The sequence below is a fragment of the Hoylesella buccalis ATCC 35310 genome, assembly GCF_000177075.1.
Taxonomy (GTDB): domain Bacteria; phylum Bacteroidota; class Bacteroidia; order Bacteroidales; family Bacteroidaceae; genus Prevotella; species Prevotella buccalis.
The window spans coordinates 25425-48969 of the sequence record NZ_ADEG01000042.1; the positions used below are offsets into that span (position 1 = coordinate 25425).

The 23545-nt window shown below is 45.9% G+C and carries 16 protein-coding genes and 1 riboswitch; of the genes, 3 read left to right on the top strand and 13 right to left on the bottom strand.

From position 1 onward, the window contains the following. Nucleotides 1-26: 26 nt before the first annotated feature. From HMPREF0650_RS04510 to HMPREF0650_RS04565, 11 genes are all read right to left on the bottom strand, one after another. Nucleotides 27-1097, bottom strand: coding sequence for a DUF4434 domain-containing protein (locus tag HMPREF0650_RS04510; RefSeq protein WP_004348684.1), 1071 nt, complete (start codon nucleotides 1095-1097; stop codon nucleotides 27-29). Between the two features lie 8 nt (nucleotides 1098-1105). Continuing rightward, nucleotides 1106-2299 (bottom strand): n-acyl-d-glucosamine 2-epimerase, encoded by a 1194-nt coding sequence (locus HMPREF0650_RS04515; RefSeq protein WP_004348685.1) that lies wholly within the window; start codon nucleotides 2297-2299, stop codon nucleotides 1106-1108. Nucleotides 2300-2317: 18 nt separating this feature from the next. Further along, on the bottom strand, nucleotides 2318-4198 hold the full coding sequence (locus HMPREF0650_RS04520; RefSeq protein WP_040562471.1) for an FAD-dependent oxidoreductase: 1881 nt from the start codon (nucleotides 4196-4198) through the stop codon (nucleotides 2318-2320). An 844-nt stretch (nucleotides 4199-5042) separates the two neighbouring features. Then, the gene (locus HMPREF0650_RS04530) at nucleotides 5043-5702 is read right to left on the bottom strand and encodes a thiamine diphosphokinase (RefSeq protein WP_004348689.1); all 660 of its coding nucleotides are present in this window, start codon (nucleotides 5700-5702) and stop codon (nucleotides 5043-5045) included. Then, nucleotides 5699-6283, bottom strand: a complete 585-nt coding sequence (gene pnuC, locus HMPREF0650_RS04535; RefSeq protein ID WP_004348690.1) for a nicotinamide riboside transporter PnuC — start codon at nucleotides 6281-6283, stop codon at nucleotides 5699-5701. Before pnuC ends, HMPREF0650_RS04530 begins: the two co-directional genes overlap by 4 nt. A 267-nt stretch (nucleotides 6284-6550) precedes the next feature. Then, the gene (locus HMPREF0650_RS04540) at nucleotides 6551-8857 is read right to left on the bottom strand and encodes a TonB-dependent receptor (protein WP_004348691.1); all 2307 of its coding nucleotides are present in this window, start codon (nucleotides 8855-8857) and stop codon (nucleotides 6551-6553) included. Nucleotides 8858-8936: 79 nt separating this feature from the next. After that, a riboswitch (TPP riboswitch) is annotated at nucleotides 8937-9035 on the bottom strand. Nucleotides 9036-9229: 194 nt separating this feature from the next. Then, nucleotides 9230-10642: a chromosomal replication initiator protein DnaA gene (gene dnaA / locus HMPREF0650_RS04545; protein ID WP_004348692.1), complete on the bottom strand. Its 1413-nt coding sequence runs from the start codon at nucleotides 10640-10642 to the stop codon at nucleotides 9230-9232. 427 nt (nucleotides 10643-11069) lie between these two features. Continuing rightward, nucleotides 11070-11972, bottom strand: a complete 903-nt coding sequence (locus HMPREF0650_RS04550) for an MlaD family protein (RefSeq protein ID WP_004348693.1) — start codon at nucleotides 11970-11972, stop codon at nucleotides 11070-11072. A 26-nt stretch (nucleotides 11973-11998) separates the two neighbouring features. Next, complete coding sequence (locus tag HMPREF0650_RS04555) at nucleotides 11999-13384, bottom strand: N-acetylmuramoyl-L-alanine amidase family protein (RefSeq protein ID WP_004348694.1); 1386 nt, start codon at nucleotides 13382-13384, stop codon at nucleotides 11999-12001. Nucleotides 13385-13428: 44 nt separating this feature from the next. Beyond that, nucleotides 13429-13809, bottom strand: coding sequence for a dihydroneopterin aldolase (folB, locus tag HMPREF0650_RS04560; protein WP_004348695.1), 381 nt, complete (start codon nucleotides 13807-13809; stop codon nucleotides 13429-13431). Nucleotides 13810-13818: 9 nt separating this feature from the next. Continuing rightward, nucleotides 13819-16404, bottom strand: a complete 2586-nt coding sequence (locus HMPREF0650_RS04565; protein ID WP_004348697.1) for an adenosylcobalamin-dependent ribonucleoside-diphosphate reductase — start codon at nucleotides 16402-16404, stop codon at nucleotides 13819-13821. A 207-nt stretch (nucleotides 16405-16611) separates the two neighbouring features. Between HMPREF0650_RS04565 and HMPREF0650_RS04570 the strand changes: the two genes are divergently transcribed. The 3 genes from HMPREF0650_RS04570 (at nucleotide 16612) to HMPREF0650_RS04580 (ending at nucleotide 21530) form a co-directional block, all read left to right on the top strand. After that, nucleotides 16612-17349, top strand: a complete 738-nt coding sequence (locus HMPREF0650_RS04570; protein WP_004348698.1) for a nitroreductase family protein — start codon at nucleotides 16612-16614, stop codon at nucleotides 17347-17349. 843 nt (nucleotides 17350-18192) lie between these two features. Further along, on the top strand, nucleotides 18193-20574 hold the full coding sequence (locus HMPREF0650_RS04575) for an outer membrane beta-barrel protein (protein WP_245543456.1): 2382 nt from the start codon (nucleotides 18193-18195) through the stop codon (nucleotides 20572-20574). An 11-nt stretch (nucleotides 20575-20585) separates the two neighbouring features. Continuing rightward, on the top strand, nucleotides 20586-21530 hold the full coding sequence (locus HMPREF0650_RS04580; protein ID WP_155813573.1) for an OmpA family protein: 945 nt from the start codon (nucleotides 20586-20588) through the stop codon (nucleotides 21528-21530). Nucleotides 21531-21928: 398 nt separating this feature from the next. On the opposite strand, the gene HMPREF0650_RS04585 is transcribed toward HMPREF0650_RS04580, so the two are convergent. Continuing rightward, a complete protein-coding gene (locus tag HMPREF0650_RS04585) occupies nucleotides 21929-22765 on the bottom strand; it encodes a zinc ribbon domain-containing protein (RefSeq protein ID WP_155813574.1) in 837 nt (278 codons plus the stop codon). 201 nt (nucleotides 22766-22966) lie between these two features. Then, nucleotides 22967-23539, bottom strand: a complete 573-nt coding sequence (locus tag HMPREF0650_RS04590) for a hypothetical protein (RefSeq protein ID WP_004348702.1) — start codon at nucleotides 23537-23539, stop codon at nucleotides 22967-22969. Nucleotides 23540-23545 lie beyond the last annotated feature (6 nt).

Sequence of the window (23545 nt, forward strand, 5' to 3'; positions counted from 1 at the left end):
TTATGAATTTTAGGTTAGTGAAAAATTTAAATATTAAAATGCTCACAGTATCTACGATACAAGTGGCCAGCTTGCAAATATGCGGAATTGGGACTCATGAAGTGTGAAAACTTAAAGGTAATGGCGTTTTCCATTCCGGCTTTCCGCGCAGCTTCAAGTTTCAACAGCAGTTTCTCCCATTTGATTGGCAGGAAGCGGATGGGCATGTCGCGGTCAAACGATTCGATGTTTGTCCAGCATTTCATGCCGTATCTGTCTGCCAATTTTTTGTTCACCACAAGATAATCGTACAGTTCGCCATAGTCTACCTGGCCGTCTTGGAATGCCAAGATATCCACGGCTCCCTTGACGTTGCCCAAAATCTCGTTCCATTCCTCTTCATGTTCTCTCACGGTGAGAGCCTTGTCACCACTCATCACTTGGTCGGTTTTCACGCCGTGAATATAGGGAGAAACCATTGTCGTGAGGTTACCCGACACGGCTTTGGCATGTTTACCCACCTCTGCATATATGCGTGACATGTTCTTTGTTCGGCGACTGATTTCTTGTGACAGATACCATCCCTTGAAAGAGGGATGCTTGCCATATTTGGCCCACACCTCATCTATCAAGCTTAGGTTCAGGTCTATCTCTTTTTGGAACAGTCCCTCTTGCCAATACTTGCCGGAATCATACATGCCGAAGAAGAAATTCATGCGATACTTGTCGGCGAGTGTCAAGAACATTTCTACCAAATCAACTGGCGGATAATATACATCTTCTTTTCCGATGAGAGTTGAGAACGGTGCGGCAATCCACTTTCCCAGTCCGGCACGGATGAGAACAATAGTGTTGATGCCCATCTTTTTCATGGCTTTGAAGTCTTGATCCCATTCTTTCTTGCCCCAGTTTTGGTGTGGAATGTCCCAACTTATCTCATCCAGAAATGTAGCTTTAATAGGCATGCCCTTCATGGCGTGCGGCGTAGCAAAAGTCTCACCGTCCTCGTGCTGGGCAAAAGTGTTGTCCACCTTGGTGTAGGAAGACAGTATCTTGCTACCCATCACAAGCGTTGAGGCGCCCATTATTTGCTTGATAAAGTTTCTCCTGTTTGTCATGGTTCGCTTTATTTGCTATCGTTTGCCTTGACTATTTCTTCTAACGTGGTCCAGCATTGATACATACCTCTGGGTACATGGAAGCATCCTTTCCATTTTCCACCCTTCAATGGCAACAGCACTTCGCCGCGCCTGTTGAGGTATCCGTACCATTCAGCATACTCGTCATCTCTGAAATGTGTCCAAGTATATTCGTGTACCTTCTTAAACCATTCCATACACCTCTTGTCTCCCGTGAGCTGATAGCCCTTGAGCATGGAGATAAGAGTTTCGATGTGTACCCACCACAGCTTCTGATCCCATTCTAATTGCTGAGGAGGACAGCCATTGCGATCCATGAAATAATACAGACCGCCAAACTCTTTGTCCCATCCGTAGTCTAACATGGTAAGTGCGGTGTCCTTGGCTTTTTCTATCAGTTCGGGTCTATTCAGGCGTTTGCCCAAGTCCATGATAAACCACATAGCCTCTATGGCATGTCCCGGAGTTACCTGTCTGCCTTCGAAGCAGTCTACCAAGTTGCCGTCGGCACCTACGTTTTCCACGATGATGCCGCCAAGGTCTGGTCGGTAAAACACGTCCATCACTTCATGGATGCACGTTTCCATGGTCTTTAGTAGATAGTTTTCGTCAAGAAGATGCTCTATCTCTAAGGCTAAGTTGCAGAGTATCATGGGCAGTGCGAAGTTTTTCATGTTGCGTGTTCCCGGATGTATCTTGTTCCACTTGCCTTTGGGATTGTCTACCTTCGATAGAATGATGTCAAACGTTTTCTTGGCGATGGTGGCGTATTCGTCGTTGCCTGTAGCCAAACTTAGCTGTCCAAAGGCCATGGCGGCAAAGGTGTACGAGAAGATATTGTAAGGCTCTACCAATGGTTTGCCCGTCCTGTCCAACGAGAAATACCAGTTGTACTGGCCGTCGTGTCCATGCTTTTTCAAGAACTCAGCACCTTGGATGGCACTGTTCAACCATTCCTCGTTTTTCTCTACCTTGTTATATAGCATGGCGAACAACCATACCTCACGGCACTGCAACCAAATAAATTTGTCGGTGTCAAAAACATTTCCTTTGCGATCCAAGCATGTGAAGTACCCACCATACTCTTCGTCTTGTGACTTCTCAAGCCAAAAAGGAACCACTCTCTGTAGCAATTCACTTTTGTACAAGTCAGCTAATTCTTTCAATTGATCTATATCCATAGCTATATGATTTAAATATTATTTGATGAAATTTCCCTGTATGTCAACTTCTTTCCAGTGAAAGGGATCCAGCATCTGGTCTATCAGTACGGCCATTTCACCTCGTGTAATGACGTGCGTCTTATCAGTTGCCTTAAAATGATATTTCTTTAACAGTGGCTCCCAATTTGCTTTGATGGGCATTTGCTCTGACTCAGCTACGCTTTGAATGACACGCAATGCGTCCCCCAATGTCATAACCGAGTCGGGCAACATGGCACCTGTTTGCTTCCACCGCGGAAAAATGTCACGCATACCTTCCAGCTCCTGTCCTTTTAATGGTTGGTCGGCCCTCAGCCATGTTTCATTTTTCCAATCTACATTTTTGCCAACGCCTTTCAAAATACCCGTTGAGCCAATGTGTTGATAAGGAATGAATCGAGAATCGTGTTTCTGAACATCCAAATAAGGAAGCAAATATCCGCCTGCCTTCAATATCTCATCTTGCACATCCCTCACAGATACGCCCGATAAAGCCGTTCTTTTCTTGAGCGAGAGGGCCGCCAATGCACCAGCTGCCTGACCTATCTGCATCACCACGGGTTGCAAACGTGTTGCACCATTGGCAATATTAGACACGGATATGGATTTCTCTGCTACTATCAAGCCCTCAACTCCTTGTGGAATGAGTGTTCCTAACGGCAGCCCAAATGACGGAACTGGGTAGAAGTGTATGTCTGGAAGCGTGTGGCTTTCTTTGTAGCGCATGTGATGATGGTCTACTGGATAGTCGCCAACAGCGATGCTGGTTCGGTACAAAGGAGCCGCTTGATTGTAAGGTGACACCATGTGATTGAGTGTAAACCGAACCGCTCCATGAATTCGTCTGGATTCACGATGATAAGGAATGAAAGGCAGAAGATCTTTTGTGGGATATTCGTCGTCGGCAAGTCCTATATGACGGAATCCTAATTCATGCTGAATAAAATAAAGAAAACACAAGGTATGTTCTTTCGCTTTCTTCAAGGCTTGTCTGCGTTGCTTGTCAGACATTTCCACCAAATTGACGTAATAATCATTTCCGTTGATAGGCCAATTCAGCATAATCTTCCCATTGGGAAGCTGTCCATAGCTCATCATCTTGTCGGCCGGCCACATTCTTTTTGGCTCATTGCTGGATATGCACATCGGGTTGATGCAGCAACAGGCGAAGACTGAAGGGTCATAACCCTTTGGCTTTCGCATGGAAACATCCTTTTTATAATCCTTCAAGATAGCGACATAGGTAAGGTCCTGGACAACATTGTTGCCTTTTTCCAAAGCTATGTCCTCCTGCGTATCATGGCGACTATCCATGCCAACATCATAGGCTATCCCACATTTGGCTGCCACATCTCCCAATTCAGTAGCATCAATGACCATTGGTGTTTTAACGATCACGCTTTTACCTTGCTTTTTAATCTTCAAGTTCCATTCGCCTTGCTTTTTGCTAATGCGTCTGATGCTGCTCTCTTTCCACACTTCGATATTTTTCTCTTGCGCCACCATGTCGTTCAAGACCTGGTTGCCTACCGAGGGTTCGAAGAGAACTCGGCTTACCCACCCGGTGTTCAAGGCTTCAAGACTACCATAGTGTTGGGCAAGACGATTCCTAAATTCACCAAATATGCCAGCGGGCATATTGAAGTTTCCATCGATGGCACTGACACCTGCGCCTGTCAACATACCACCCAGCCATGTACTTTCCTCAATCACGAGTACACGCATTCCCATACGAGCTGATTGCAAGGCGGCAGATACGCCACTGGCACCACCTCCTGCCACGACTACGTCTGGATGTAGATTGCCACCAAAAAGCGATTTGGGCAAAAAGAAGAGAAACAAAACCAGTATCAAAAAATAAGATCGTTTTTCTTTCATTTGTCGGTTAGATATACGATTCATTAGGTTAGGTTTAATATTTAAAAAGTACAGTTCGTATTGAACCGTGACAAAGGTAAATATATATTTAAGAATAACCAAATAAATAATTATATTTATATATCTTTTTAATTATAAAATATTTAATAATTATTTGTTGGTTATTTAATAAGTTTTTTATTTAATCATGCATCAATTATTATAATGTTTATCGTACAGACAGCAACTGTACATGCTGTATGGGTTCATCGCTGGGCGAACGGAAGACTGATGCCTACAACCACAGCTCTTTTAATGAAGAATGATAATTTGCATTTTCAAGTTCAAACGGAACGTTCTTCGATAAGATTTCTTCTGCTGCAACGTCTTTTTTAACACAAATGCCGGACGTTTTTACAACCAACCTGTTCATGTCACGGAAATATGCGAAATATGAGATGGTTTTTATTATCAAGTTGATTATTAGTAGCTTATAGGTTTTTTGAGCCTAAAATGCAAACTAAAAAAACATGTGTTTGGAACGAAAAATCCCTTTTTCGTGCAAAAAAGGTCTGCTATATGATGCATATTGGACAGATAAAACATGGTAATAAGGAGTTAAAGGCATACATGTTGGGCATCAATAGCATGTTGATTGCGGCTTTGTTGTATGTGAATGTGGTAAAAGATGGTGTTTTTAAGGTTTTAAACACCTTAAAAATCCCCTTGTTTTATCTATTTTGCAATTTTATTTTGTCAAATAAAAAGAAACGAATTAACAAACGAAAGGTTTGTTAACATATACAAGTATCGTTGCTTGAAAGCTCAGAAGTGCGCATTATTACCGAATAGAAACACGGCGTTATTACATGGCCAATTTTGCTTCGTGTGTGCGATAAACCAGGTAATGACCATCGGCATAAAGGGAAAAGACATCGGCAAGCGACTCGTTGAGCGTGCCTTCCCACCAACTTTGATACGCATGTGAAGGCCAGCGCAAGCCCTTATTTTCCATACGGTGGCATGAAAAATTGAAAATACTTACTTGCTGTTTGGCAAACGACTCGAAGGTGCAATCGCCATGGCAAGGCACAAACGTGCCGTAATCGGTCACCATGACAGGCTGCACACCGTAGATTTGAAAATAACGCAGCAATAAGGAGATGTTTCCCAAGGTATGATCCTCACGCTTGCCCGTCGCTCCCAAATAGGCGATGCGGCTGTAGTTGCGACTGACACAATAACGGGTAGCCTTTGTAAGGTCGTTGTCTGCCTGCTCATGCTCAACATGCAGCACGTCATGAAATTGTCGTTTGGCAGCCTCAGACATCGAATCACCGTCGCCAACCACGGCTTCCACCTTATAATATAACGATGGATGCAGCAACTCGATGGCGCTGTCGCAACACACAATGCGTGGTGCTTGCTGCAAGATTTGGGTGGGAATAGCATGTTGCGGATAATCTCCGCTCGCCAAAACCACCACGTCAAAATTGGTTGATGAGTTGATGAGCTGATAGTTCATGACGCTGCTTGTTTCATCATCGACTTCCACTTAAAGTACCCTAACACGGCAATAACGACATAAAGTCCGTACAGTCCTGCCTTGAAAGGAATGCCTTTGTACACATACAGAGCGGTGCAAACCACGTCGACCGCAATCCAAAAGAGCCATTGCTCCACATACTTGCGCGCCAAAGCCCATAAGCCCACAAAGCTGAGTGCATTGGTGAAGCTGTCTAACAAGGGTACGTTGCTGTTGGTAAAGCGCACCAACACATAATAAGTAGCGCCCCATGCTAAGGCGAAAAACAAGAAAGTGGGCAGATAATGCTTGCCGGGCATGTGCGTAATGGGCAGTTCTTGCTTTTTTTGATTGAAGAGTTTGCTGCCCCACTTCCACGCAATATAACCGTAAATGGCAGCCAACGTGTAATATACCGCCATGCCCGCATCGCCGTACAAGCCGTGTCTCCAATACAAAAACACGTCCATGGCCGGCATTACAATGCCCACTATCCACAGCCAAATGCTGGCTTTATATTCCAAATAGATATAGACAAGTCCCAAAATGGTGGTGACTATATCCAACCAATCGAATGTCATGTTGTTATTTGTTAGAATGGGAGTTAAAGGGAGTGAATGGGGAATTAGGTCAGGAGTTAACAGGAGTTACAAGGGGAGTTAATGGGAGTTATCGGACAAATGCTTTGCAATGGAAGGCAGAAATTGGCTTTTTTCTATCTCTATCAATAAGGTAATGTCCGTTAACTCCCTACGTAACTCGCCCTTAACTCCCCTTAACTCCTAATCAACCTCCCTTTTCTCCCTTATAACTTCCATAAACTCCTACTCCTCTCCCGTCAACTTTTATCAGAACGTCAATGACAAGTTTGCCATGAAGTTGATAGGAGCCTGTGGCGCAAAGCCAGCCTGATACTGCCCCTTACCAGCATCAGTAGCTACGACGTTGCCTTGTGCATCTTTCTTAAAACCAGGTGCTGCCCAGCCGTTATTGTCGTATTTGGCACTGAAAAGGTTGTAGACGGTGCAGCCAACGGTAGCCTCTTTCAAGCCCAACTTGTGACAGGCGAAGGTGTAAGCCACATTGAGGTTGGTGGTAAAGATGCTGCCCAACATCATGCTCACATCAATATCTTGACCGTTGCCGTCTTTGGTTTGATAGTTCTTCAGTCCCGTATTGGTGAGATACTGCTCACCGATATACTGCGTATGAACATTGGCAGACAAACCTTTGTAGTTGAATGAGAAGATGTTGTTGAATATAAGTTCAGGAGAAAAGCTGGTAGGTGTGTCGCCCAAAGAAGCGTTCTTCCCATCTTCCAACTTCACCATCCAGTCCTTAACACGGTTCTTGCTGAACGTAGCATTGACATTCCAAGTGAACCAATCAACAGGTTGCCAAGCCGATTCCAACTCAATTCCCATACGATAGCTACGACCTGCATTCTTTGTCTTCATCTCACCAATGGCATCCAGTTCGCCAGTGAGCACAAATTCGTTGCTATAATTCATATAATATAGGTTGACACCTGCACTGTACTTGGCACTGGCAAACTGGTAACCTATTTCCAAATCGCCTAATTTCTCTGCCTCCAACTTGGTGTCAAGGTTCTGCTCAAAACTGTTACGGGTAGGCTCTTTGTGCGCAATGGCATACGATGCATACACACGATTGTTGTCATCAGCCTGATAATTGAGTCCAAACTTAGGATTGAAGAAGTTGAACTTTTGATCGAGATTGAAGACAATTTGCTTGTTATTGTCGTCCCATGCGTCGGAAGGACCCGTCATCTTGATGCCCACATGACGATATTGTAAGTCGGCAAAGGCACTCAAACCCTTTACAAACTCCCAGTTTACCTTTCCGTAAACATTGCCGTCCACCTTCTTAGTATCGTTGTTGTAATACTCGTTATCAGGCTCCAATGTGGAGGGTCCCATTTGATACACCTTCTTCTTATTGCCGTTGGCATCTTCTATCTGATAGAAAGGTGCACCCGTCCAAATGACTTTTCCAAAGTGGCCGCCAACATATTTGTTCCAACCGCCACCGATGTTGGCAGTCAATCCACGATTGTTGTCATAGTTAATGGAACCTACAGCACCATAAAAATCGTTATCCATCTTCTTTTGACGCACCAAATCGCCCAACAACTTGGTGTCTTTAGATAGATGATATTGATACCAATTGCCTTTTCCCTTGTACTGCTCGTAGTATCCGTCGCCCTTGGTATAGTGCAAGGCAACATTGAGTTTCCATTGGTCTCCAAGCAGTTGATTCCAATGCAGCTGGTAATTTTGCTGGTGGTAGTTATCCGTTTGTCCGTCGTAATATTTCACATGGCCCTCGGCATCGATATACTTACCGCACGAATTGTAGGTGCGTCCGTACTTACTTTGCTCGTATTTAGAAGCGTAGTTCCATGCGTGATAAGTACGTTCCACACCATTGAAGGTGACAAACTTCACCATGGTGTTGTCCGAGAAGTAGCCCGCTTGGATGAAATACGAATTGAGTTTGGTGGAAGCACGGTCCAAATAGCCGTCGCTACCGATATCCGAAAGGCGTCCTTGTATGCCCCAATGGCCACCAATGAGCCCCGTTCCGAAGCGTAAAGTCTCCTTGTGCGAACCGTAACTGCCGCCCGAAAGGTCGATACCGAAGAATGGTTTAGTACCAATGTTCTCGGTCTGCATGTTCAAGGTAGCGCCAAAAGCACCGGCACCATTGGTAGACGTACCAGCTCCTCGCTGCAACTGCATGCTCTGCACACTCGAGGCAAAGTCGCTCATGTTCACCCAAAAGAGGGTTGCACTCTCGGCATCGTTCATCGGAATACCGTTGGCAGTGATGTTCACACGCGAGGGATCGATGCCACGCACACGCAGTGAGGTGTACCCAATACCATTACCCGCATCGGAAGTAAGGGTAATCGATGGCAACGTAGACAACAAGAATGGAATGTCCTTGCCATGGTTCATCTGCTTGATTTGCTTTTGTGACAGGTCTGAATGCGCCATAGGCGTCTTCTTGTTGGCACGGGTAGAAATTACTTGTACATCCTGTAACTCGTAAGTATGCAAGGTGTCAATAGGTTGCACCGCATACACATTGGCGGCAGTCATCGCAAACACTGCCCATAAAAACTTTTTCATTGCTTTTTTTAGCGATCAAAAAAATAAATGAATAAGGGAGAGAGCAAGTGCAAAGTTTTACTGTTGAAGAACTTCGCCCACTTGGCTTCTTGGTCAATTCCTACGCTGGTATTATCCAGATCAGGTCAGAAGGTTTGTTCTCAGCCCACGAATAAAGTGAGCACCCTTAGCTTACTGTTTGTAAACCGACGGCAAAGGTATGACTTTTCAACAAGACCAGCAAAGAATATTCGCAAAAACTATCCTACGTCAAGCAATTCGATGGAAATGGACTCAAGGCAAAAAAAAGTCCAAAGCTCGAGGGCCTTGGACAAGATGTCTATTTCATTTTAAATATTAAAGTGGACGACAAACAGGGATTGATACTGCCGGTTATTGCTTCAACTTGAACGAATTTTCAATGCTCATCACCTCGTTGGAGAACATGGAGTCCAGCTTTAGGCGCTGTTCGATGCGCGTACAGCTATGAATAACGGTGGAGTGATCGCGCCCGCCCACCAGCTTTCCAATGCGAGAGGCAGGCATCTTGGTGTACTTCTGCGCCAGGTACATGGACAATTGACGAGCCGTCACCAACTCTTGCTTGCGACTCTTGCTGTTCACTGCCGATACGGTGACGTTGAAATGCCGGCAAACGGTGTCAAGAATCTCATCGATGGTGAGCGGTTTGTCATCGATCTTCACGGCACGCTGTATGACTCTTTGGGCCAAACGCATATCCACCACACTGTTGTAGACAACCGAATAGGCCAGCAACGAGTTGATAACTCCTTGCAAATCGCGCACGCTTCCATTGGCTGTCTGTGCGATGTACTGTACCACGTCGTCGGGAATTTGAAGACCGTCGCGTTGAATCTTACTGTTCAGGATGTCGATGCAAAGCTGCAAGTTGGGCTTCTCCAACTCGGCAATCAGTCCGCATGCGAACCGTGTCAGCAACCTTTCGTTCATTCCTTTCAAGTCAACTGGTGGCCGATCACTGGCCAAGATGATGCGCTTCCCATTGCGGAACAGGTGGTTGAAGATATGGAAAAAGGTATCTTGGGTCTTCGTTGCCGTCATCCACTCTTGTATATCGTCAACAATCAACAAGTCAATAGTCTGGTAAAAGTTGATAAAGTCGTTCACAGAGTTCTGCAAGACAGCATTGGTGTACTGCACCTGAAACAAGCGTGCGCTTACATACAGCACTCTTTTCTGCGGATAGAGCTGCTTGGAGAGCATGCCGATGGCGTTGATCAAGTGGGTCTTGCCACAGCCCGACGGACCGTAGATGAACATCGGATTGAACTGTGTTTTGTTGGGATGCTCGGCAATTGACATGCCAACCGAACGCGGCAACTTGTTGCTGTCGCCCTCAATATAATTATTGAAAGTAAGGTGTGGATTCAAATTTGGGTCCAACTGTTGCGGCTGGGCAGCGTCAAGAGCCGACGGAGGTTGATTGGCACGGGTTTTCTTCTGTGGCTTAACGCCAGTCACATCGGTCTGTTCTGCCTCGACATCCTGTGTCAGATGATGCTCCTGATCGGTGACGATACGGTATTTCAAACGAATGTTGTCACAAAAAGAACGCCTGAGCACCTTGCTCAACAAGTCGATATAATTCTCTTCCAAGTACTCATACACAAACGGACTGGGTACCTGTATCAACAATGTGCGGGTCGCTTCGTCGAACGACTCGTAGGTGATGGGCTGAAACCATGTATCATATTGTTGCTTGGAAACATTCTCACGGATGAGCGCAAGGGCTTGGCCCCAAGCTTGATTAGGACTTACATTCATTGAATCATGTAGTATTTTACGTATGTCTTTCGATCAATTCGATGATCAAACGACTGCAAATTTATAAAAGAAAAGTTGATTGAGCAAATGCATGTTTCTATGCTTCAACAGGATTAAAATCGTAAGTACCTAACTACCCGCATATTAGCAACTTTCTAAAAGAAATCTCATTGCTTTTGTTGTTGCTTGTTCATAAAACTTTGAGAACAAGTAAGTTAGGTTGAATAACATCAAGATACTTACTTGAACGGTGAAACATGAATGAAATATCTATTATCGGCTACGCTGTTAATGCATTATGCCATTTCGGCCAATGTGAAACAATCTATTTTCTTATTTATACCAATTTTAATTAAAGACACATCACATTCGACAGATGATGATTGTCGAAATTTAGCATCATCGCAGTCAAATAATGTATGACACCTTACTTATCTTTCCTACCGAAGATAGAGAAATGGACATAACGTTTAGGATGTTGGCGGATGTTCACCATGAGAGAATCAGCACTGCGCACGGCAGTATTGAGCTGATTGTAAAGAGATGGGTCGCGCATCAACAATCCCAGCGTGCCTTCATTACTGTTGATTTTGGCCGTAACTGCCTTTACATCAGCCATAGCCTCATCCACTTTTCGCATGGTCGTGGCCACATCTACCTGCGAAAGATTGGCCGTGAACGTTTCAGAATGATCCAAAATGCGGTTTGTTTTCGTCACCACACCCGGAATTTCACGGTTTAATTTTGCAACGACGGAATTCAGTTCGCGAGAAGTTTTGGTGAGATTGGCCGTCATGTCTTGCACATTGTGCACGGAACTAGCGATGGCTGGGTCGGCCAAAAGCAGATTAAGACTCAGCAAAATGGAATCTAATTTAGGCAACATCTGCTTCACCGCAGGTATCATAGACGTCACTTCACCCATGGGTCCTCTATCGATGTCTCCCGGGATGAGCCCGCCTTCCTGGATAAATTCGCCTCGATTGGGGGCGATGTTCAAGGTTACTTTGATGTTACCCAGCACGTCACTGCTGATAAAGGCCGTGGTTCCCGTGGGGATTTTCATCTGCTTATCCATCTCTGCAATAACCTTGGTCTTGTTCTTGTGGCTGTAATCGAAAATGATATCCTTAACCAATCCCACCTGATAACCAGAGGCGTAGATAGGACTTGACTTGGTCAAACCACTGATGTCATCGAAAGCAAAATGGTAAGACTTGCTGCCTGTGAACAGATGTGTGCCCTTCAAAAAGTTCATTCCGATGAACAAAGCCACGATACCGGCAACCGCCACGAGGGCAATTTTTATTTCATTTCTTACTTTTATCATATCCGTTGGAACTTAAAAAAATAATCTTATATCTTTTTATTCTGTAAAAACGTGCGGATCGCCTCGTTCACATCCATGCGCTGTCCATTCTTGAAGGCAATGATGAAGGCATCGGGAAAACGATCGATGATTTCTTTTCGAAGTCGGCGTATCTCGTTGTAATCGGCTGACGAACCGTAAGTGTATTTCAAATCACCACCTGCTTCATACCACTCGCACCCTTTGAGGCCTTTCAAAGCAGCATCAGTTGATGCCAGTTTTCGATGGGTCGTGAGGATTTGAATCTTGAACATGGGAACCTCCTGAGCGGCATTTGCGGTGGGAGGTGTAGGTGTCTGAACGGGAGTTCCAGCCTCATTTCTCGCATTGGGAGCCGCTTCGGCCGGCTGAGGCGTGGCTGTAGCCGCCTGTACACCTGGCTGATTGGCTACCATCTGAGATGTTTGCTGATTGATGGGTGATGTTTCAGCCACCTTGGGTTGTGAACCGTTGGGGGCAACAGATGCCTCACGAGTCTTAACATTTTTCGAAGATTCGGCTTTTTTACTCTGCTCCTTGTAATCCTGCGGAACAATTTCGGGCACTTGTGGCTCTGGTACGGCTGGGGCCTTGTAAGGCACAACCAGTCCTTGATGGTATTTGTTCTTGTATTGTACGAATGCGTTGAAGATGCCACGGGCATACATATCGGCAGCTCCGGCGGCATTCATGAAGTTTTCTTCCTCGGGGGTTGAGATGAAACCCAATTCCAATAAGCATCCCGGCATGGACGACAGCCGCAACACTGCCAAATTATTTTGATGCGCACCCATATCATTCAACCCCGTGGCAGCACGAATATGGTGCTGCATGTAACGCGCCAATTCCACACTCTGCTGCATGTTTTTGTCTTGAATGAACTCAAACATGATGTTGCTTTCGGGCGAAGAAGGGTCAAAGCCCTGATACTTTTGCTTATAATCTTTCTCCAGAAAGATAACCGAGTTCTCGCGTTTGGCCACCTCCAAGTTCTCCAAGATGCCTTTTTGTCCGGTGTTCTGTCCTCGTCCAAGGGTATAAGTTTGCAATCCTCTCACCCTGCGTCCACCCGACAAGGCATTGATGTGAACAGAGATAAACAAGTCAGCACGATTCTTATTGGCGATTTCAGCGCGTCTGGCCAGCGGGATAAAGACATCAGTCTTACGCGTATAGATGACCTTGACGTCGGGACAATTACGCTCAACCATTTGCCCAAAAGCCAATGCGAACTTCAGAACAAGATCTTTTTCCTTTGAATAAACGCCTGCCGCACCATGGTCTCTTCCACCATGTCCGGGGTCGATGACCAGCGTAAACTTTTTGTTTGCAGCCAAACCCACTGACGCAAACAGCAAGAAACAAAGCAAACAGTGCCAGACCTTCTTATTCATATAGTTGCAAAAGTAATGCTTTTAGATGGAAAAGCCCTTATCTTTCAATCGGTTTTTTCATTTATTAAATGTATTTCCACACCGGCACCGTCACAATCGGCACCCATGGGGGGATTAACCTTGGTGAGTTTTAAGTCGATAGCCTTAATCAACGGGAATTCCGCCAGCAAGCGCTTCCCTATCCTACCCACCACATGCTCGAGCAAGTTGGAAGGCTGTTGCATTTCCTGTTGAACGAGTTGATACACGTCGGCATAACTCAAGGTGTCGGCCACATCGTCGGTTTCCATGGCTTTACCAAAGTCGTAAGCCAGCCGAATGTTCACAATGAAGTCGTTGCCCTCAACGCGTTCCTGCGGTAACACGCCGTGATAGGCGCGAAACCGCAGGTTGCTTAAATAAATATAACTTGATTGTTTAATCATAAAGGTCGATTATCCACAACGGCTGGCACCACAGTTTTTGCAGATCAAACAGCCCTCTTGATACACAAGGGTTTCATGTCCGCACACCGGGCACTTCTTCCCTTTGGCCTCGGTGCCATCGTCTATGTATTTCTTCAACGCGCGCTCCACACCATTCTTCCAGGTGTTGATGCTCTCGTCTTTTAACTGTAGTGAACTAACCAGATTAATAACACGTTCGATAGGCATGCGATAGCGCAGCACACCACTAATGAGTTTGGCGTAATTCCAATACTCTGGGTTGAACTTCTCACTAAGTCCCTCGACCGTAGTCTTATAGCCACGCTTGTTTTCAAACTGGAAGTCGTATCTGCTGGGGCCGTCATCCTGCTTCTGTTTGATGATTTTTCCTTTGACAACCGACTTAGGCAGTACGATGCCCTCATCGTCATCTTGCAAACCAGTGAAGATTTCGTAAGGATAACCATCAAGCAATCCGACGAATGCCACCCACTTCTCCTTGTTGTTTTGGAAGCGAACCACATCGCACTCCAGCACCTTCGGTCTCACTTCTATCACCTCGGGCTGTTTGCAGGGAGGCAGTGCGTTCTGACCAGCACTGTTGTCTTTGGCTTGTTCCTTGCCTTTCTGTTTCTTTTCACTCTTAGAAACAGAAATCATAACGCCTGCTCTGGACCCGTCTCGATAGATGGTGCAGCCCTTGCATCCGCTCTTCCACGCCTCTACATACAAGCGATTAACCAAGGCCTCATCTACGTCGTTGGGCAGGTTAACAGTCACACTGATGCTATGGTCTACCCATTTTTGGATGGCACCTTGCATCTTTACCTTCTCTAACCAATCCACATCATTGGCCGTAGCCTTATAATATGGCGACTGCGCCACCAGCTTATCAATCTCCTCCTGGGTATATTTCTTAGTCGAATCGATGCCGTTAACGTTCATCCACTCCAGGAATTTCTTGTGGTACACGATGTATTCTTCAAAGCTATCACCCACCTCGTCCACAAAGTCTACATGCACGTCAGTATCGTTGGGATTTACCTTTCGGCGACGCTTATACACTGGCATGAACACGGGTTCGATGCCACTGGTAGTTTGTGTCATCAGTGAGGTGGTGCCAGTAGGCGCGATTGTCAGACAAGCGATATTGCGACGACCATACTTCTGCAGGTCGGCATACAACTGTTGGTCGGCTTCTTTGATGCGAAGCAAGAAGGGATTGTTCTTCTCGCGACTGGCATCAAATACAGCGAAAGCACCGCGTTCTTGCGCCATGGTTACGGAAGAACGGTAGGCGCTCAACGCTAAATTCTTGTGAACGTTGACAGAAAACTCGGTTGCTTCTGGCGTTCCATAGCGCAAGCCCATGGCTGCAATCATGTCACCCTCGGCCGTTATGCCTACACCTGTACGGCGTCCCTGGCTGCTCTTGTGCTTGATTTTCTCCCAAAGGTGATATTCTGATCCCTTGACCTCATCACTTTGCGGATCTTGTTGAATCTTCTGCATGATACGATCGATCTTCTCCAGTTCCAAATCCACGATGTCATCCATGATGCGCTGTGCTATTTGAACATGCTTTCTGAATTTGTCCATGTCAAAATAAGCATCCTTGGTAAATGGATGAACCACGTAAGAATAGAGGTTGATGCTCAACAAGCGGCACGAATCATAAGGACACAAAGGTATTTCGCCGCATGGATTGGTGCTCACGGTGCGGAAACCCAGGTCGGCATAACAATCGGGGATGCTTTCACGGGTGATGGTATCCCAGAACAGTACGCCAGGTTCTGCACTCTTCCAAGCATTGTGAACAATCTTCTCCCACAAAGCCTTGGCGGAGATTTCCCGTTTCACAAGCGGCTCATCACCATCCACAGGGAACTGCTGTACATAAGGTTTATCACTGGTAGCAGCCTCCATAAAAGCGTCGTCTATCTTGACCGATACATTGGCGCCGGTGACCTTTCCTTCGGTCATCTTGGCATCAATAAACGCTTCGCTGTCGGGATGCTTGATGCTCACACTCAGCATCAGCGCGCCACGGCGGCCATCCTGCGCCACCTCGCGGGTGGAATTGCTGTAACGCTCCATGAAAGGCACCAGGCCGGTGCTGGTGAGTGCCGAGTTGTTAACTGGTGAACCTTTCGGACGGATGTGGCTCAGGTCGTGACCCACGCCTCCCCTACGCTTCATCAGCTGCACCTGCTCTTCGTCAATGCGCATGATGGCACCGTATGAGTCAGCATCGCCATCCAGCCCAATCACAAAGCAGTTGCTCAAACTGGCCACCTGGTGGTTGTTGCCAATGCCGGTCATCGGACTGCCTGCTGGGATGACATACTTGAAATGATCCAACAGGTCGAAGATTTCGCGCGCACTCATCGGGTTCTTATACTTCTTCTCGATGCGCGCTATTTCATTGGCGATGCGACAATGCATGTCCTCTGGTGACTTTTCATAGATATTCCCGAAACTGTCTTTCATGGAATATTTGTTCACCCATACTCGTGCGGCCAACTCGTCACCCGCAAAGTATTTCAACGCCTCCTCGAAAGCTTCTTCGAAAGCGAAGTTTTTTGATTGCTCCATTTCTTAGTTAAAAAAAAATGTTATATGGTTATGATTTAATATTCAGTATTATTTGCACAACTATCCGTAAACGATAATTGTTTTGCAAATCTACAACTTATTTTCGATATAAAAAAAAATTTTTGGGTTATTTATAAGAAAAACTTGTTGTACAAAATGTTTCTTTTTGAAAATATTTATATCTTTGTCAAACAATAAATTTCCAAGATGAAAACAATAACAACACGCAGAAGTATTCGTAAATACCAATGCAAGGAGGTAGACAACGAGTTGATAAACAAGCTATTGACCGAATCTGAACGTACGCAAACAATGGGCAATTTGCAACTTTACTCGGTCGTTATCACGCACAGCGATGAACAAAAAAGAAAACTGGCACCGGCACATTTCCATCAACCCATGGTGACGCAAGCGCCTGTGGTACTGACCTTTTGTGCCGATTTTAGGCGAACCAGCACATGGGCGGAGTGCAGAAAAGCGCAACCTGGCTATGACAATTTCTTGAGTTTCATCAACGCTGCCACCGACACCTTATTATATTGTCAAACCTTCTGCAACCTCGCCGAAGAAGCAGGACTGGGCTTATGCTTCCTGGGCACCACGCTGTACAACCCCAAGAGCATCATCGACACGCTCCAACTGCCCCGACTGGTGATGCCCGTAGCCACCATCACCCTGGGATGGCCAGACGAAACACCCGAGCTTTCAGACCGTCTTCCGCTCTCGGCCATCATTCATGACGAAACCTACCAAGACTACACACCCGAGCGGGTTGACCAATTTTACCACGAAAAAGAAAGTCTGCCCGAGAACATTCAGTTCTGCCAAGTGAACGAGAAAGAAACCTTGGCACAAGTTTTTACGGACATACGATACACCAAAAAGGACAATGAGGCCATGTCTAAAAACCTGTTGGACACGCTTAAGCAACAAGGCTTTTTGTAGAAGCCGAGGTTAAAGAGTGGTTTGACCCATCGGTAAGCAACGGAAAGTGCATAAAACTTTCCGTCCGAACAGCGTGATCAAGCTGGCCAAGCTTTCTGAATTATCTTGACAACTCATCGCTTCATATTTGGCGTATTTTCAAACAGCCATGCTGTTGGGCGCAAATACGCCAAATATGGACGATTTTCATAAGTTTTTATCACACAATTCATTATGTTTTTACACATCCTGTGGTGCGTCAGTTTTTCGAACTTTTCTAGCCAATAGCAATGCTTTAAGCCGCTAATAGGCATGCTTTTGCCGTGCAATCTCATGTATATTGGCCCCGAAAATGATGCATCTAAGCACGTAAAAGCATCGCTTTGAGGCAAAAAATTGCTTTTTATCCCATCGTTATCTCAATTTTGCACCCTGCGAGCCTATCATTTTTTTCTAGATTAAAAGTTTTGAAGTGTCATTTTAGGGGGTATAATCAATCAAAATATCAGACAATTCATGAGGCGGCAACCCTTTCCGATTATAGAGTCAGACCTTACAATTTTTGCTGGTTCGCCGTTTACGTTGAACGGAAGATGATGACTGCACCTCCAACGACATTCATCACCTCCAAGGAGTGAAGAGCAAAATTAATGTTGTAAAAAATACAAGGAAGATTCCTATATCTAAAAAAAAATCGCTATCTTTGTAAAAATTTTATAAGATTCTTAAAAGTTTCTTGGTTCTTACGAGTCAGAAACAAAACGTCAGACAACATAATAGACGCGCATTGACATAGAGCGCTGCACTATCTTACATAGATTCTTTTTATTAACATAAATAAATGATTCAACAATGAAAAAAAACATGACGAAAACACTTTCCATGGCCGGCTTAATGCTGCTGGGAAGTTTAAAGTCGACGGCACAGGTACATGACGTGTCGTTCATCGCATCACCAGCCGCAGAGTACATCTGGTGGGACAAAGATCTTTCCATAGACAACATGCCGCTGTACGGTGGAAAGTTAGGGTTCGGCTTTGGCCCACTCTTCGAGCTACACGCATTCTACTTGCGCGGTGACAATGTGAACGCAAAAGTACGCGGCCAGAACTGGCTTACCGATGAGGGATGGGCCGGACACATAAGAGACACCAAAATGGACCTCACCAAATATGGTGGTGAGATGAGGCTTAATTTGGGCAAGAACAGTTACTTCGCTCCTTTCCTCACAGCTGGTGCCGGTGTACAGCAAATGAAGTACAACAGCTTCACCGGAGATGCAGAGATAAAGGAAGTTCCGTTGAAAGACGAACAACTCTTTGTATCACTCGGTGTGGGCGCCAAGATTAATTTGAGCAGCCGCGCCGTGCTCTCACTTGAAGCGAAGAACACCATGTTCAACGCCAGCAAGGGTAGCTACCTGATGAGACCGGAATACAACAAGGAGGATGGCGGCAACCATTTGTACAATTGGGGAGCAGCCGCCACACTCGACTTCTATTTGGGTGGCAGGGCTGAAAACAGCGACAATGCTGTCAGCCGCGAATACCGCAAGCTGTTCTCCAGCGGCTTCAAAGGTATGAAGTTTGTGGTAGAACCTGCCATGGCCTATATGAATTTTGACAAGGACATGGCCTTGACCGATACCTATCTCGCCGGTGGAAGCGCAGGATTTGACTTCTCATCACTTGTAGGTATACGCGGATTCTACTATCAGGCAAACAAAGATGCCGACAAGCTGTCACTATCGTTCAACAAGAACCTGGCACTGTATGGTGGTAACATCATCACCCGCCTGAACTTCCCAAGAGGCATCAATCCTTACTTGCAACTCGGTGGAGGTTACATGCGCGTGGGTGATAAATATGCTGACAAGCATGGAAACACTGATGCAGAGAGTGCAGCATTCGCATTTGGAGGTGCCGGTGTGGAGATTCCTTTGTCGAGATATGTAGCACTCTTCGGTTCGGCAAACGCAGTATTCACTGCACAAAAGGGTATTGAAGAAGAAGATATCCAGAATCCTGACCACATCAACACCAGTGTAATGTACAATGCCGGCTTAAGATTCAATCTGGGTCTGGCTGCAGACGGTGAAAGAAAATACAAGAGAAATCTCAACCGCAGATTGGATGATGAGCGTGAAGCCTCTAACGAGAGACTGAACGAGCTGAGATCAAAATACGACGAACGTATTTCTGACTACGACGATCAAATCGCAAGTTATGACGAGAAGATTGCTGACTACGATGATCAAATTGCAAAATACGATGAGCGCGTTAACAAGCTCAAAGCTGAATACGAAGCACGTATCGACAAACTGGACAAGGATTTGGACAAAGCTCTCAAGGCAAACGATACCATTCGCGTGGCTGAAATTGCACGGATGAAAGACCGTCATCAGCAAGAACTCGAGAGTATTCAGAACGACGAGATGGCCATGAAGCGCAAGCTGGTGAACGAACTGGGTGAGAACAGTAGTAGCAAGTTAAAGATGACTCGCAGTCAACTCAACGACTTGGTGAGCCGCATCACAAGAGAAGCTCGCCAGAGTGCACGCAGCTATGACGATGGCTATGACTACGACTATAACTACAACAACTACAACTACGAAGTGCCACAACAGCCAACTCGTACCGTTGTACCGATGCAAAGAATGCAACCAGTTCAAAACAACGCTGAAACTGAGCAGTTGAGAAAAGAGCTCCGCATCATGAACGAGAAGCTGAACAAGGTTATCAGCCAACGCAATGCAGGCGAAACAACAGTTGTTTACGAAGGTAATGGTGCCATGGGCAACCAATACGTACCGGGAACAGCAGATGGCGAAACAGCCGGATACCATCCTACAACAGGCAAACGTCTGAAGTTGAACCGCCTTGGTATCATCACAGGTGTGGGATTCGGTGATCTGACTGCCTGGAACTTCGGCGTTCGCGGATACATGCAGATTGGTTCTACCAACCTCGACTTCGTACCAGAGCTATACGCAGCAATGGCTAACGACAGCGGAATGGGTATCTCAGGAAACGTTATCTACAACTTTAAGTCCGATGCATTGGGCAAGTTTATACCATACGCTGGTCTGGGTCTTGGCGTATTCCATGGCGATGACACTCACTTTGGATCTAACATCATCCTTGGTGTAAGCGTAGACATGTTCAGCGGAAGAGTATTCTTAGACTACTCCGCACGCAGCCTAGCCAAGCAAAATCAGGTTGCCTTAGGCTATTCGTTCACATTCTAATCTAAGAAAATATGATGAAAAAGTACGGTCTGGCAACACTTGTCTTTCTTGCACTACCCTTCTCCTACACAAGTGCAGCACCCGTTATGGGTGCAGCACCTGCTGCGGATGACACCATCGTGGTCGACAGAAACGAACTGATGGAAGTGCTGAGAGGCGTGGCTGCCAGCGAAATGAGAAATCAATACAGGCCGAAAAGAAATGTAAGACGACAGCGGAGAGGATACAACTACCGTCCATCTCAGCCGGGACAGACGGTTCCTGTATACAACTCGTCAGCCAAAAGAGTGGAGTACATTCCAATGTATGCGCCACAGAATGGTACACAACCCATCTATCCGCCATATCCACCGGTACAAAATCTGATGCCGGAGAACGCAGAATCGGAGAACTCAACACAAACTGAGCAATTGCAAGAACAGATTAATCAATTGCAAAAGCAAATTGAAACTTTGAGCTCTACTGTTCAAGATCCTGCCGTTAAGCAACAGATAGACTCCATGGCACGGCAGCTCAACAACTTCCGTGTTCAAAAAGACTCAGTGATTATGGCTGCTCCTCTTGAGGAAACTGCTACAGAGAGTGCTCAGAATCATGAACTGGTTCAGCCAGCACAGACAGCGAAGATTGCACCATTTGACACCAATATCAGACAGGTATTCTTTGAAATATCGTCAGATGCATTGTCAAAAGAGGCGAAGCACACGCTCGATGGCTTGGCAGAAACGCTGAAGAACAATCGAAAGTTGAAAGCCGAATTGACAGGATTTTCCAGTCAAGATGGTCCGAAAGCGTTCAATCGTGACCTTGCCATGCGCAGGATGAACAGCGTAAGAACCTACTTATTGAAGAAGGGTGTCCATGCCAATCAAGTGTCTGCGCTATCTTACGGCATTGACAAACATTCGGAGATGAACACGTATGCGCGCAGAGTTGAGGTGTGCGTATCACTCTAAAAGGTAAAGAAAATAAAATAGATAGTGTGAAGTGAATCAGACATGGCTTGTTCACAAAACTGAAACAAACACCTGATTCAAACCGCACAAATCTCACATAAACCAACAACCACTCGTGGTTTTGCAAATATCGACAGTTAGGATGGATGATTCCAACTAACGTCGACAACTGAAGATGCAAAACTACGAGCGGTTGTTTTATTAGGATGTCTAGCACGCACATGTCAACTCCCGCATAGGTCATCATCAGGTGGCGTGTTCAGGAGGCCAAATCAATCATGCCAGGAGCTACATTTTCCGCTATGTCAGATAAGATATTCCATCCATGAAACCAACACTTTCCCCTGCTGAGATGGAACAGATGCGATAAAGTTGTACTGTCGTGCAACCCTAACAGTCTACGGTTCTTTCTCCATGAGCATGCCGTTGCCAGCATCAATCTGCTGACGTTCGGTGTCAAGTCGGTAAATGGTGATGTTGTTGGGATCGCCAAAATCACAAACCAAACGTCTGTTTTCATAATAAAACGTTCCACTGACGGTCTCATCGCCAATGCTCTCCGTGATTTTTTTATCGTTGATAGTCAACTTGATTACCCCATAATCTGTTCCGTATGTCCATGTTCCTTGAATCCAGCTGGGTGCCTTTCCAGGATGAATTTCTTCGAATGGGTCAACCTCTGCATGTGAAGATGGCACGTCATGTTCTGAATCAAGACGGTATTCCGTATTATCATCGGCCAAGGAAGAGCTGTCCAACCGATCGGTGCGAGATGATTTCCAACAACTTCTGACAGTCAACACCAGTACCAAAAGAATAACAAAGAACAGGAAGAAACACGAACGGAAGAAACCACCTCGCTTTTGATTCTGCTCGTTGCCGTTGCCTGTCATGGGCGGATGATTCTTTCTTACAGCATTGTCACGAGATGTATTCATTCGCTGCCAACTAAGATTTTCAGAACTACCGGCAGGTCTTTTTGTTGTAGTGCGCGTTGCCCCTACCGCAGAAGTATCGGTTGGCTTGTCCGTCTGCGCAGCGGGAACATCGCTTGTCGATTCCTCAACAACTGCATCCTGATTAGATGTCGAAGGTTCAGTCTGCTGGTCAGCCGCATCTTCCATGAGATACGTGAATGGCTGTCCGCATCTGGGACACACACAGGCTATCTCTGACATACCGCTTGGAGCTGTGATGTCGTACCGAAATCTACACTTGGGACATTTTACTTGCATATCAATGGGTTTACTTTCAAAAAGAGTTTTCTAACTAATTGTGCGTCAGGGAGTAACAAATAGTTGTTGAATTGGAGTCCAATAGCAATGAGTTTGGCAACCAATAGCTATGAGTTTGGTGTCCAATAGCAATGAGTTTGGCATCCAATAGCAATGAGTTTGGACGCCAATAGATAAGAGTTTGAAAAAACGAGTCAATCACTAATCAAATTTCACCACCGCCTTGTTCACCACACGCCATATTCCATTCTCGAACACGGCCGACCCTTCGTCAACCGTTTCGATGGAACGAGGATAGACACTGGCGTTGCCAACGACCTTGCACACCGGCTTGACAAACTGCGAAACGCTGATCATGGCCGTGGCAATGGCATCCGGACTGTTCAACATGATGAACGTGCCGTTCACACCGTCTGTGGTAGACAGCTGGTAGATGCTTTTGCCAATCTGCTCGGTAGGCGATGCGCTGTCGAAACAGCCATCACTGCTTGGCGCCGGCAAATAGCAGACACGACTGGCTGACGGCGAGGATGTGCCCATCTGGTGGGGCTGTGCACGCTGAAGCTCCACATCCGTCTGCGGTTCCAGTGAATCAGCAGTGTCACGCTCCGTCGTGGACTTTTGCTCCTGTTGTTCCTGCATTTCTTGCAGCGCAGCGGTGAGATGTTTTACCTGATCCCGCAACGCAACAAGGTGCTTCTCCAACTTTGCGATGCGCTCCTCATAGGGTTCGAGCTGCTGTTGTATCTGCCGTTCAATCTGTCCTTCAAACATAAGTCT